At 42.8% G+C, this 13,919-nt stretch carries 10 protein-coding genes; 7 read left to right on the top strand and 3 right to left on the bottom strand.

Annotation, left to right across the window (positions count from 1 at the left end):
* The first annotated feature begins 185 nt into the window (after window positions 1–185).
* From RMX69_RS22450 to RMX69_RS22435, 4 genes are all read left to right on the top strand, one after another.
* The gene (locus RMX69_RS22450; protein WP_289798718.1) at window positions 186–410 is read left to right on the top strand and encodes a hypothetical protein; all 225 of its coding nucleotides are present in this window, start codon (window positions 186–188) and stop codon (window positions 408–410) included.
* A 245-nt stretch (window positions 411–655) separates the two neighbouring features.
* Window positions 656–871, top strand: a complete 216-nt coding sequence (locus tag RMX69_RS22445; RefSeq protein WP_289798719.1) for a hypothetical protein — start codon at window positions 656–658, stop codon at window positions 869–871.
* Complete coding sequence (locus RMX69_RS22440) at window positions 868–1,275, top strand: type II toxin-antitoxin system VapC family toxin (protein WP_289798720.1); 408 nt, start codon at window positions 868–870, stop codon at window positions 1,273–1,275. The genes RMX69_RS22445 and RMX69_RS22440 overlap by 4 nt, the downstream gene beginning before the upstream one ends.
* A gap of 125 nt (window positions 1,276–1,400) precedes the next feature.
* Window positions 1,401–2,348, top strand: a complete 948-nt coding sequence (locus RMX69_RS22435; protein ID WP_289798721.1) for an aldo/keto reductase — start codon at window positions 1,401–1,403, stop codon at window positions 2,346–2,348.
* 163 nt (window positions 2,349–2,511) lie between these two features.
* Here the strand turns inward: RMX69_RS22435 and RMX69_RS22430 are convergent, their stop codons facing one another.
* Entirely contained in the window at window positions 2,512–4,044 is a 1,533-nt protein-coding gene (locus RMX69_RS22430) for a DEAD/DEAH box helicase (RefSeq protein ID WP_289798722.1), read from the bottom strand.
* Between the two features lie 259 nt (window positions 4,045–4,303).
* Complete coding sequence (gene rimO, locus RMX69_RS22425; RefSeq protein ID WP_289798723.1) at window positions 4,304–5,623, bottom strand: 30S ribosomal protein S12 methylthiotransferase RimO; 1,320 nt, start codon at window positions 5,621–5,623, stop codon at window positions 4,304–4,306.
* A gap of 755 nt (window positions 5,624–6,378) precedes the next feature.
* On the opposite strand from rimO, the gene btpA reads away from it, so the two are divergent.
* The 3 genes from btpA (at window position 6,379) to RMX69_RS22410 (ending at window position 10,957) form a co-directional block, all read left to right on the top strand.
* Window positions 6,379–7,227, top strand: a complete 849-nt coding sequence (gene btpA, locus RMX69_RS22420; RefSeq protein WP_289800087.1) for a photosystem I biogenesis protein BtpA — start codon at window positions 6,379–6,381, stop codon at window positions 7,225–7,227.
* A 159-nt stretch (window positions 7,228–7,386) separates the two neighbouring features.
* A complete protein-coding gene (locus RMX69_RS22415) occupies window positions 7,387–8,370 on the top strand; it encodes a vitamin K epoxide reductase family protein (protein ID WP_289800088.1) in 984 nt (327 codons plus the stop codon).
* Window positions 8,371–8,752: 382 nt separating this feature from the next.
* Window positions 8,753–10,957 carry a CHASE2 domain-containing protein gene (locus RMX69_RS22410; protein ID WP_289798724.1) on the top strand — a complete coding sequence of 735 codons (2,205 nt, stop codon included), beginning with the start codon at window positions 8,753–8,755 and terminating at the stop codon, window positions 10,955–10,957.
* Window positions 10,958–12,080: 1,123 nt separating this feature from the next.
* On the opposite strand, the gene nadB is transcribed toward RMX69_RS22410, so the two are convergent.
* Complete coding sequence (nadB, locus tag RMX69_RS22405; protein ID WP_322638750.1) at window positions 12,081–13,757, bottom strand: L-aspartate oxidase; 1,677 nt, start codon at window positions 13,755–13,757, stop codon at window positions 12,081–12,083.
* Window positions 13,758–13,919: the final 162 nt, after the last annotated feature.

The raw sequence follows: 13,919 nt of genomic DNA, 5'->3' as shown, positions 1-13,919 counted from the left end.
TAGTAATACTGACTAGAGTTATGGTATTGTTCTGTAACTTTATTTGACGCAATCAAGCCACATAAAAATATCAATATGAAAATGTGGTTTTAACTACGCTATTCCATTGAATTAGTAAGATAAACTTGCTGTATGTATGTCCTCAAAATACTTACCTTCATCTAGTAAAAAAACAGGCATAAGCAATGAGCAAAGAAGTAGTCAAAGTAATATTATGGGAAGAAAATCAAAAAGATTTTCTCAAAAAGTTCTACGATCTTCAATTTACTCCCAGAGTAGGAGAGGAAGTTTACTTAAAAAAGGAGAGATGGAAAGTAACCAGAGTTGAACATGATTTGGAAATTAGCGAGATTAATGTCTACATGGAATTAATCAAAAAAGCCAAGCAGGAGAAATCATCTAATTCATAAATAAAATTAAATACACTTAAGTATCATAAAAGGGAGGTTATTAGCCTCCCTCAATTCTTAAGTTGTGTAGCAGCTTATTATTAAATGAGAGCGCAAAATTAAAAATAAAGGTAATCCTGTCTGTTAAATTTAGCTGCGTAACAGCTTACTGTCGTTACTGAAAACGAATTTTAAGAAGTTGGCGATCGCACTCCAGCAACTACAATGAAGGTACAACACTAGTTGTACCTCCAAAGGCTAATAAAATGAAACGGACACTCTATATTCCTGATGAGTTGTGGACACAACTTGACCAATACTTAAAAGACCACCCAGAGCAAAATCCATCTAGTGTTGTACAGGCAGCACTGGCAGAAAAGTTACGTCCTAAAAATGGTTCAAAGCTACTATCGCTAGCTGGAATCGTAGAAAATGCTCCTACAGATGCTTCAGTTAATGAAGACTATTTAATACAAGGATGAAGCGTATCGTTTTGGATGCAGGCCCCCTGATTGCCTTGGTTTCTGTCCGAGATGACTACCATCAGGAATGCAAAACAGGTTTTAATAAGTTACCAGAATTGTTTGGTGAGGTTATAACCCCTCTACCAGTGCTGTTTGAAGTTTACAAGTTTGTGTTGCGAGAACAATCGAGCCGTGCTGCAATGACTGCACTAAGAGTCATTAGTGAGAACACAGTGACTGTACCAGTGAGCATGGAAATGTTTCAGGAGATTTACAGCATGGTTCGCCAGATACCACACTGGCAAGGAAGTTTAGAGGATGCCTCTGTTGTAGCGGTAGCTCAACTTTATGACGCTAGTGTTTGGACGTTGGATTACAGAGATTTGAGTTGGTTCAAAAGTCTGGAATTGTGGACATCATAATCGTTACACAGGTCAGTTGAAACATTTTCAGCTTGAGCTATGGTGTCCAATGCCCCACACCCAATCTTGTCTGTAACGATACACTATAAAAGTAAAGAAATGTAAATAAATCAAATTTTGCAACCGTGGAAAACATCACATTGGGGCAAAATGGCCCATCTGTTACGCCCTTGTGCATCGGCACTTGGGCTTGGGGTGATAAACTATTTTGGAATTATGGCGATCGCTATGGCCCAGAACAGTTACAAGAAGCCTTTACCGCAGCCTTAGAAGCTGGTATTACGTTCTTTGATACTGCCGAAGTCTACGGAATGGGACTATCAGAGAAATTTTTGGGACAATTTCTGCAACAGACACAACAACCCGTACAAATCGCCACAAAATTTGGCCCCCTACCGTGGCGATTTACAGCCCAATCCGTCTCTGATGCTTTAACAGCCAGCCTCAAACGGCTACAACTGGAGCGAATCGCTCTGTATCAAGTGCATTGGCCTTTTGCCTTCTTTTTAAGTCAAGAAACTTTGATGAATGCCCTAGCCGATGAAGTGAAGCGGGGGAGAATTGCCGCAGTTGGTGTGAGTAATTACTCAGCAGAGCAAATGCGAGACGCGCATCAAATATTGGCAGCCCGTGGAGTGCCTTTGGCTGTCAACCAAGTACGCTATTCTTTACTCAGTCGCCAAGTTGAAAGCAAAGGTATTATCACAACTGCCCGTGAGTTGGGTGTGACTATCTTGGCTTATAGTCCTTTAGCACAAGGATTACTCACAGGCAAGTACAGTATTGATAGTGCTGAAATCCCCACTGGTGCGAGGAAAATAGACTCGCGATTTAAGAAAGAAGGACTGCAAAAAATTGCCCCAGTGATATCTTTACTACGCAACTTCGGGGAAAAATACGATCGCACCCCTGCCCAAGTTGCTCTCAACTGGTTAATTGCTCAGGGGAACGTTATTCCCATTGCTGGGGTGAAGACAGCCGAACAGGTACGGCAAAATGCTGGTGCTTTGGGCTGGAGACTGAGTGATGATGAAATTGGAGACTTAGAACAAGTTAGTCGTCTTTGGCTGTAGTATTTTTGATCTGTCTAAAAAAGCCAAAAAGTCAAGAGTATAAAGTCAAAATCTTAACTCTTGACTCTTAACTCTCAACTCTTAACTTTGCCGAATTTTAGATTTGGATTTTGGATTAAAGGAAAAGTCTAAAATCCAAAATTGATTAACTTCTAACTGTTGACTAAGAAGCTGATTCTCTAGCTATAGGTGAACCTATCTTTTTACTAGGGGATGCAGAAGAATCCTGTCCACTTGTCCGCAGTTTTGGTTTGGGAGAAGAATGTCTTTCTTCACCATTGTTACTATCTGATTTCCACGCAGCACGGGGGCGATCGCTAGAAGATGATTCACGACGCTTGCCAAGTCTGGGTTTGGGAGCAGAGGATTCTTCTTGGGGAATTTCCACGTCTGAACTCAACCAAGCGGGACGAGTTTGATCGTAAGCGATTTGTAGTGCAGCTGCGGCGATCGCTTGAGCATCGTATTCTTCAATCAATTCGCTGACAATGGGCAAGAATGAAGCCAAACGCTCACCTGTCAAAGCTTCCCGCACCAGTTCTTGCAATTTCAGAATGTGTTTTGCTTCAATCTGGGCGCGTGTGGGAATCGTCAGTACTTGCCAACTTTGGCGGTTATGACGTTCAAATGTTTGCTGTTTGCGGCGCTCAAATGGTTGTACTAAAGAAATTGCTGTTCCTTCTTTACCAGCACGACCAGTACGACCAATGCGGTGAACGTAAGTTTCTACGCTATCGGGTAAGTCGAAGTTGATTACATGGGAGAGTTGATCGACATCTAACCCTCTTGCTGCAATGTCAGTTGCTACCACCCAGCGAACTTGACGGTTACGGAATCTGATTAATAACCGTTCCCGCGCTTGTTGGGACAAGTCACCGTGGTATTCATCGACACTGTGACCAGCGCCTTGCAACTGACTGGTGAGTTCGGCGGCTGTACGTCTGGTGCGAACAAAGATTAAAGCTGTTTCTGGATCTTCCATTTCCAGAATTGGCTGTAAAGCTTTGGCTTTTGTCCAGTGGCGGGGGATCAAGTAAGCTACTTGATTAATCTTGTTGGGAGCGGCTTTTGGCTGCTCAACGGTGACAGTTGCGGGCGATCGCAAGAACTTGTTCACCAACATCCGAATCGATGGTGGCATTGTCGCCGAGAATAAAGCTGTTTGGCGATCTACGGGCGCTTGCGAGAGGATTTTGATCACATCGTCGATAAAGCCCATGCTCAACATTTCATCAGCTTCATCCAACACAAACCACTTCACTTGATCGAGCTTTAAACAGCCGCGATCGAGCAAATCGATCACCCGTCCTGGAGTACCCACGACCATGTGAACGCCACGTTTGAGTTGTAACATTTGACGGTCAATTGATTGACCACCGTAGATTGCTAACACCCGCAATCCTTCATTACCGATGAATTGGGCGATCGCATCGTGAACTTGCATCGCTAATTCACGAGTTGGTGTTAAAACTATGGCTTGTACGGCTCTTTGATTGATATCTAGCCGCTCTAAAATTGGTAGTGAAAATGCTGCCGTTTTGCCTGTTCCAGTTTGAGATTGACCGACTACATCACGACCGGCTAGCAATTGGGGAATTGCTTGCACTTGGATGTTAGTTGGTTCGGTAAAACCGATTTTTTCTAGTTGTTCGACACGCTCTTGGGAAATTCCTAATTCTTGAAATGAAAGAGTCATTAATTCGTCCTAAATTTTATGTAAGGATTTTTGGATTAGTCATTTAGTCATTAGTTATTTAGTCATTAGTCATTAGTCATTAGTTATCGGCTACTAGTGAGCCAAGGGCGATAGCGCAGCCTCAAGCTATGCCAACGAATCCGCGAACTTCAGGTAAACCCTCATGAAAACTGCCATTAATGCAGCGTTGACCTCAGAATAAGGGTGAATCTGGAAGGGTCATTTAACAAAAGACAAAGGACAAAAGACAAATAACAATTTAGTTATTGACTACCTGACCATAGAGGTCGTATGTATCAGCGTGGTGAATCGCTATTGGCACGATGGTTCCTAATTTTGCCTGGCCTTTGACATATACCAGACCATCAACCTCTGGAGAAAATCTACCTGAACGACCTATTAATTCACCACTTTCAGGATTTTCTTGCTCAATCAGGACATCAACGATTTTGCCTACTTCCTGTTGATTTTTCTTTTGGGAAATCGGTTGCTGGATTTCCATAAGTTGGTATCGGCGCTCGTCCATCACTTCTTGGGGCAAGTGATTTGGGAGTTTGTAAGCTGGGGTTCCTTCCTCAGAGGAAAAGGTGAAGACACCAACATGGTCAAATTCATGCCGTTGAACAAATCCTAGTAGATGCTCAAAATGCTCTTCAGTTTCTCCTGGGAAACCAACAATAAATGTTGTCCGCAATACGGCTGTTGGTAGCGCCGTTTTGATGCGATCTATAATCCCATCATTTACGCGCCCTTGCCAAGGGCGGTTCATGGCGCGGAGAATCTCTGGATGAGAATGCTGTAAGGGCAAATCCAGGTAAGGCAAGACGTTGGGTGTTTCTTGAATCGCCGCGATCACATCTGGGGTCAGTCCCGTGGGATAAGCGTAGTGCATTCTGATCCACGGTATATCTACTTTCCCCAAAGCGCGAAGTAATTCGGCTAATTTTGGCTGACCGTAAATATCTAGACCGTAGTTAGTGGTGATTTGGGAAATTAAAATAATTTCCTTTACCCCTTGACTAACTAACTGCTCCGCTTCGGCGACGATAGATTCAATAGTACGCGATCGCTGATTTCCTCGAAGATGAGGAATTATACAAAATGCACAACGATAATCACAACCTTCGGCAACCCGGAGGTAAGCAACGCCCTCCGTTGTAGTGCGATAGCGCGGTGTCGTTTCATCGGCAATGTAGGTTGGCTCTATACTAACCTGTTTGACCCGCTCGCCAAGTTCAACACGCTCAATTACATTTACAATTTTGTGATAATCGCCTGTACCCACAACGGCTACTGCTTCAGGCAACTCCTCCAAAAGTTGTTCTTGAAAGTGTTGCGCCATACAGCCAGTGATTACGATTTTTTTATTTGCCTCTGCCAGTTCTACTAAAGTTCTGACAGATTCTTGCCGGGCCGCTTCAATAAAACTACAAGTATTAACAATAACGTAATCTGCTAACTCTTCATTTGTATCTACACCGTAGCCTGCTTCTACGAGCATTCCCAGCATGTGTTCTGTATCAATTCGATTTTTCTCGCAGCCCAGATGAGAAATGGCAATCGTTGGCTTGTCACCCATATTTTGAAAATATCTTCATTTTTTTCTTGTAGTCAACATTCCGGCGCTAATTTCGCTTTTTTCCGACCGCTATCCTTCTAATAACAGCACGTTGGCAGATTTTCACTGTCAGCAACTGTCCGTAGAATTATGACCCTATCAATAATAAAAATAGAGGTCATGTTATGATATTTTTATCAATTTGTTCCCCAGGGTAAATTGAAGTGTCTTTGGGTACATTTGACACTTGTAATGTTTTTTAACAATTCGCCTATTGGTATTTTACATTACCACAGCGTGTGCGTTGTTAACCTACCCATCGGGAAGCCGCCCAAAGGGCTTGTTGTGAGAAGTCGCTACCCTCAGGGAAATCGACGAAAGCGACTACGCCTATAAAGCAGTAATGCTACCCTGGCGATTGGCAAGTCCTACGACAATGCGGGGACAAGACGCCTAAACCACGGAAAGCTGCCTTGCGTCTAGTGAGTGGCAAACTCCTCTTGTAGCCAGGTTTTATCTTAACATATCTTATGGGAGGTTTCACGCCAATTTCCATCTGAGGAAAGAGGCAATAAACCGACTATCATAAAACACATTTGACTAGTTAATGAAAAGTCAAGAGTCAAGGGTCAAAAGGAGCCAGTCACGTGCGGGGTTTTCCCCGTTGAAGAGCCACCCCTCTAAAAAGGTTCCCGACCTTAAGAGGAGTGGTGTTGAACTGGCGTTCAATAGTCAAAAAATTCTGGACTCTGGACTCCGCGAGGCGGATTAAAGACGTGGACTTATATCAGATATTTAAAACTCGCTCACCAATTATTGGCGTGGTTCACCTGCTACCACTGCCTACCTCACCTCGTTGGGGAGGTAGCCTAAAAGCGGTGATTGACCGTGCCGAACAAGAAGCCGCGGCCTTGGCAAGTGGAGGGGTTGACGGTCTGATTGTCGAGAATTTTTTCGACGCGCCGTTTACCAAAAACCAAGTCGATCCAGTGGTTGTGAGTGCCATGACCATTGTGGTGCAGCGGATACAGAATTTGGTGACTTTGCCCATAGGTTTAAATGTATTGCGAAATGATGCCAAAAGTGCAATAGCGATCGCTAGCTGTGTACAAGCGCAATTTATCCGCGTCAACGTCCTCACAGGCGTGATGGCAACTGACCAAGGATTAATTGAGGGAGAAGCCCATCAACTACTCCGCTATCGACGGGAGTTGAACTGTGATGTTAAAATCCTGGCCGATGTGTTGGTAAAACACGCCCGTCCTTTGAGTTCTCCAAATCTCACAGTCGCCGTAAAAGACACCATTGAAAGGGGTTTAGCAGACGCAGTGATTTTATCTGGTTGGGCTACTGGTAGTCCTCCTAACTTAGAAGATTTGGAACTAGCTTGTGGCGCAGCAAACGGCACACCAGTGTTCATCGGTAGCGGGGCCAATTGGGAAAATATTGATACATTGATGCAGGCAGCAGATGGTGTAATCGTTTCCAGTTCCCTGAAACGTCACGGACGGATAGAGCAACCAATTGACCCTATTCGCGTCAGTCAATTTGTGGAAGCCGCCCGTCGCAATTGGAACTCCAAAGGTGAAAGCAAATCAGCAGAACAAGTGAAGTTACATTCTTAGAAAGTGGGAAAAGAGAGTTAGAAGTTAGGAGTTAGGAGTTATGAGTTATGAGTTATGAGTTTTAAAGTAATTGTTCCTAACTCCTCATTCTTAACTACTCACTCCTCACTCCTCACTCTTAAACTCCTAACTATTACTAATCCCCATTCCCCAATATTTATGATTCGCCGTCGTTCTACTCCTTGGATTCATAAATGGTCACGTCCATTGATTGCCGCGATCGCTGGATGTGGTGCCTTGATCACAGGTTATCTCACCATAGAAAAGTTAACCGGAGGCACTGCCGCCTGTGTGGCAGAAGCTGGTGCTAAGGGCTGTAATGATGTGCTTTCTAGCCCTTGGGCAACGGTTTTTGGTCAGCCATTAGCTTTGTTTGGGTTTTTGGCATACATCAGTATGGTGATATTTGCTTTGGCTCCCTTGGTATTTAAATCAGGGGAAAATAATAGCCGCAAACAATTGGAAAATTGGACGTGGTGGCTGCTGCTGGCAGGTGCGATCGCTATGTCTGTCTTTAGCGGCTACTTAATGTATGTGCTAACATCTCAAATCAAAGCTATTTGTCCTTACTGTATCGGTTCAGCTTTGTTCTCTGTGAGTCTTTTGGTACTAACGATTATCGGTCGGACTTGGGAGGATATTGGACAAATCTTGTTTACCGCACTGATTGTCGGGATGGTAACGCTGATTGGTACTTTAGGCGTCTATGCTGGCGTGAATCAATCAGATGTGACACCTGGAACTCCTGGACAACCTACTAAAATTACCTTTACTCCCAAGGAAAACCCCAACCCAGCGTTCGGTTGGGAAATTACCACTACTTCTGGTGAGGCAGAAATAGCCTTAGCAACCCATCTGGCAAAGGTAGGTGCAAAGGAATACAGTGCTTATTGGTGTCCTCACTGTCATGAACAAAAGCTGCTTTTTGGTAAAGAAGCTGAGGAAATAATCAATAATGGTATTAAAGTAGAGTGCGCCCCTGATGGACTCAAAGCTCAACCAGAACTATGTAAAGCTGCAAAAATTGAAGGTTTCCCCACTTGGATCGTTAATGGTAAAAGCTATAGTGGAGTCCAAAACTTAGAGGAATTAGCGAAAGTTTCTGGTTACACAGGGTCTCGGAACTTCAAGTATTTTAAGTAAAGTACCTACACTAACCTTAAGTAGTTCACACCCCATAGTCAACTGGATGAGTACAGTAAAATCTATTTCCAGTTGGCTTTTTTGTTTTTGGTAACAGATAATAGGTCTTATCCAATGCCCAATTACCAATTTTCCTGCGGCTTTTATCTACAAATACTTAAGCTCAAGGAAATTACCTAAGTACATTTACTTTAAAATAATGTATATTTTAATTTCTTCTCATAATACTTGAGAGCAACCTTGGGATGTAATCATGTCTTAAAGAACCTTGCTGAGTTAAAAAATTTTTAGAAACTCTATTTAGCTCCTACTTGAGCTATGTTAGTCCGATAGTTAATAGCTATAGGAAATAGAGAATATTTCTGCCTACTAGGTAATGGGAATGAATCAGCAGCTAGGCAAGCGTTTTGTGAAGTTAATCTTTGGACTGAAACAATCGCTTAGTCGAGGACACAGAGAATTGATTACTGCGGTCAGCGTTGCAGTCTGCGTCCTGCTTTTGCACTCCATTGGATTATTGCAATCTTTGGAGTTGGCAGCTTTAGATCAATTTTTTCGCTTACGTCCAAATGAACCGCCAGAAGACCGGATTACGATCGTAGTGATGGATGAGGCTTATTTAAACGAAGTACGTTCGTGGCCAATTCCAGATGCGAAGATTGCCCAGTTGTTGCAAAAATTAAATGTCCACAAACCCCGTGCGATTGGCTTAGATATCTACAGAAATTTACCAGTAGAGCCTGGTAATCAAGAACTGCGTAATACTTATAAGTCAATGCCCAACTTAGTTGGTATTGAACTACTAGCAAATGATAACAACAAAAACTTTAGTGTTTCGCCTCCACTGGGGCTGAATCCGGATCAAGTGGGCTTTAATAACGTGCTGTACGATCTTGATGGTAAAGTACGTCGCAGTTTGTTGTATTGGCACATTAAAAGTGAAGTACATGAAAGTTTTGCTCTAAAGTTGGCTTTATTGTATTTAAAGTCAAAGGGAATTACTCCCACTAAAGCAAAAAGTAACCCTGAGTATTTGCAATTGGGTAAGGCAGCATTTACTCGTTTTGAGGCTAATGATGGTGCTTATGTGGAAGCTGATGATAGAGGCTACCAAATTTTGAGCAATTTTCCCAAACCCAAATGTCAAAGTTCCTCTGGAGAGTTTTGTAGTTTTCGCCAGGTATCGATGAGAGATGTACTGGCAGATAAAGTCAAAGCAAACTTAATCAAAGATCGGATTATACTTATTGGCTCCACTGCACCCAGTCTCCAAGATTTTGTATTTATTCCCTACTCCAGCAGTTTAATTGGTATGGCAAAGCCTGTACCTGGTATTCAATTGCAGGCTTATTTTATTAGTGAGTTAATCTCTGCTGCTGTACATGGAAGACCATTACTCAAAGTTTGGCCTGACTTGGTGGAATACTTGTGGGTTTTTGTTTGGTCTTATTTGGGAGCCGTGACAATATGGCGGATACGACACGCAACTAGGAGTCTCTTCTATATCCTAGTTTCTTGCTTTGTATTGACCGTGAGTGCATACCTTGCTTTCTTATACGGTTGGTGGATACCGCTCATTCCCTCACTGGTTTGCTTTGGCACTTCAGCTATTTGGATGACTAGTCATATCGCTCACATGCAGGAAGAGTGGAAACGTTCCAAAGAATTTTTGCATCACGTTATCAACACGATCCCCGATCCAATTTTTGTGAAAAATGAACAACACCAGTGGATTGTTTTAAATGAGGCGTATTGTCGATTTATCGGTTATCCAAATAAGTTATTAATTGAAAAGTCAGACTATGACTTTTTCCCAAAACATGAGGCTGATGTGTTTCGACAACAGGACGATCTTGTTTTTCGGACTCAGCAACCCCAAGAACATGAAGAAGAATTTACAAATGCCGATGGTCAGACTCATCAAATTGCCACGAAGCGATCGCTCCACAAAGACTCAGCTGGCAATTTCTTTTTAGTTGGTGTCATCCGAGATATTACTCAGCGTAAGCTGATGGAAGAACAGCTGAAGCGTACTGCTGCTGAACTATACCGCTCTAACAATGAATTAAAACTCAAAGAAGACCACTTACGTTATTTAGCGTATCACGACCCCCTCACCGGTTTATCCAATCGCAAATTTTTTGCCGAACAACTTTACGAGTCCTTACATTGGGCACAACACAATAACTTGTTGTTGGGACTGCTGTTTATCGATCTAGATGGCTTTAAGCAAGTAAATGATACTTTGGGACACGAGACGGGCGATCGCTTGTTAATGACTATTGCTGAAAGACTCAGCAACTCTTTACGCGCTAGTGATACAGTTTCTCGTTTGGGTGGCGATGAATTTACTGTGATTTTACGGGCAATTCCTAATGTCCAAATAGCTGCTAAAGTCGCCGAAAAAATTTTAAGCAGTATTACCAAGCCAATTGTTTTGGACGGCTATACAATCCGAGTCTCTGCCAGTATTGGCATTAGTGTTTACCCATACAACAGTCAAGATAGTGAAACTTTGATGAAACAAGCTGATACAGCAATGTACCGTGCCAAGCGCCTGGGTAAAAATCGCTACGAGTTTGCTTAATTAGTTAAGAGTCAAGTCTCCAGTTTTTTTTCACTATAGTTACAATTTTTACCTTCAAATTAGGAATTTAAACTGGAGACACGTCTAAGGCACTATTTTGAAAAATATAGCTTATGTACTGCGAGGTAAATTTTTAGCCAAGATATATACCCAGCAAGGATTTTTGGCTTTAAGACTAAACCTCATAACTGATGTCATAAAGCAATTAGCGATCAGAAATAATTAGGAAAATAATTTTTGATGTAATTTATATTACATCAAAAATTATACTGGTACTTATTCGCTTATTAGGCTGTTTGATAGTTTTAAAAATACTTATAACACTATAAATATGTTGTTGTATCTTTACACATCTTTACTCGATTAAGTCTAAACTATACAATCAAATAAGTATTATTTAACATTTTTCTAAACTACTGATTTAGCAAACATAGTGTTTACACTTAAAAGTATTAAGATATTATTAATAAATAGTGAATCAAGCAAAATGCTTACAGTAAATCATTGACATCTCTAACCTGAGACTGATGTAAAAACCGTTTATGAAGAATACCACTTAAGTATAAAGACTCTTTTATATCGGCAAATTAAGGTTAATCGACAAGCGAATACCACAATAACTTGTACGCTACCAGCAATAATTTCATAAAGTTAAAATACTTTTTCCAAAAAGTACAGTAAATATACGGTAGTAAATAAAAAATACGCTCTGAAATAAAAAATTAGTAAATTTACTGAAAGACATGAAGACTAACTTCCGAATCACAAAGTTTATGATATTCTGCATAGCTGCTTATATACTGATCCCAAAAATTGCTGCTTGCACAGGTCTATTGAGTACTGCAAGTGCTAATTCTTTTGGCCCTACTAGCAGTGATACCTTAATCGCCCGCAAGGTCAATTCTCAAAATTTACAAGACATATACATTCCACCAAATTATGGTGGTCCCGACAGTCATAATGGGAGCGGTACCCGTTGATGGCAATTTTAGATTTTAGATTCTGGTAGAGCAGCGGAATGAGTTAACTACCTTCCTGGACACCACATTTTTTACTTGGCGGCTCATTGCAAGATGTTGTGCTTAGGGTTGCGAAAACCGTCAGGCTCTTTAAGGTAGTTTATTCAAGACAATAGTGGAGATTTCCACCAATGATTTGTTTGTATAAGTGTGTGAACTTGCCAATTTGAGTCTGGTTGAGGATAATCTAAACGGAAGTGTCCGCCTCGGCTTTCGGTTCTAAAAGCAGCACTTTTGAGAATTAAATCAGCTACATCTAATAAATTGCGGGTTTCTGCCCAAAGTCCCAATTGCCGTTCAACATCTGGTAGGTCAAAACTAGCGGGTTCTACTGGACGTAAAGCAAGCAAGAATTGAGTTAAAGGCAAGGCAGCGAAATCTTGCTGCCAAGATTCAATAGTAGCGATCGCACTTTCCAGCCTTGATTGTTCTCGACAAATACCAGCACTTTCCCACACTAGACGCGGTAGCTTCTCCCTGAGTGCTTCTAGCTGTGCTTGTTGGATGTGCCACTTACTAGGATCGGCATTAAATTTCCGTAACGGCAGCACTGGTATTTCTGAAGACAGCCCAATATTTTCTAACTTAATATTAGCCATCTGGGCCCCAAACACAATACATTCCAACAGGGAATTACTAGCAAGGCGATTTGCCCCATGCACACCAGTACTAGCGGTTTCACCCACTGCGTATAAACCGGGGATATTTGTGCGATTCATTAGATCCGCAACAATTCCACCCATCCAGTAATGGGCGGCTGGCGCTACAGGAATTGGTTCGTGGAAGACATCAACACCCCAATGCTGACAAACTTTAATGATGTTGGGAAAGCGATGACGAATCTTGTCAGCGGGGATGGGGCGCATATCCAACCAGACATGGGCAGTAGCCAAATCAAGGGCGGTACGTTGTAAATGGCTGAAAATTGCTCTACTGACCACATCTCTAGGTGCAAGTTCACCCGCAGGGTGGTAGTCAAAGGCAAAACGTCGCCCTTCATTATCGATGAGATGCGCCCCCTCACCGCGTACAGCTTCACTGATCAAGAAGCGATCGGCACCAGGTTTAGTGAGGGCAGTGGGGTGAAATTGGACAAATTCTAAATCGCGGAGGATAGCTCCAGCACGAGCGGCGATCGCTACCCCATCACCGGTACTCACTGCCGGGTTAGTGGTTTGGGCAAATACCTGACCACCGCCACCGGTTGCTAGTACCACAGCACTAGCTCTTATCCAGGTGATTTTACCTTGATAAAACAGGCTAATTCCCTGACAGCAACCAGTTTCGGGTTCAATCCACAAACTCAAAGCCAAAGCTTGCTGAATGACTTGAATATTTTGGCGACGTAATACTTGAGCGGTGAGGGTGGTGGTAACTTCCCTCCCTGTAGTGTCAGCAGCGTGGAGAACACGACGGCGAGAATGGGCAGCTTCCAAAGTTAAAGCTAAGGCTTGACCATGACGGTCAAAAGCTACCCCCAAGTTAACTAGGGATTGAATACAGCTAGGGGCATGTTGGGCGAGAAATTCGACAGCGGTGCGATCGCACAAACCCGCACCCGCCTGGATCGTATCTTCAATATGCAGTGTGGGAGAATCTTCTGGCGCGATCGCTGCGGCAATACCACCTTGTGCCCAATCACTGGCGGATAAAGCAACGGTTTCTTTGGTAATCAAGCCAACTCGCAAGGATTCTGGCAGGCACAGCGCTGTGTATAGTCCAGCAGCACCAGCGCCGACTACTAAGACATCAAATTGGCTGGGAATATCTATCTGAGACAAGGTAATGGGTAGGGGGAGCAGGGGGCAGGGGAGCAGGGGAGCAGGGGGGCAGGGGAGCAGGGGGGCAAGGGAGACTATTTTATTTTGTCCCCCTTGTCCCCCTTGTCTTCCTCATCTCCCTAATTCCCCTTATCTCTAACAAAATATTCCCACTCCCTAGAA

The sequence above is a fragment of the Nostoc sp. EspVER01 genome (assembly GCF_034530635.1).
Classification (GTDB): Bacteria; Cyanobacteriota; Cyanobacteriia; order Cyanobacteriales; family Nostocaceae; genus Nostoc.
This window is presented reverse-complemented; position numbering and strand designations above follow the sequence as displayed.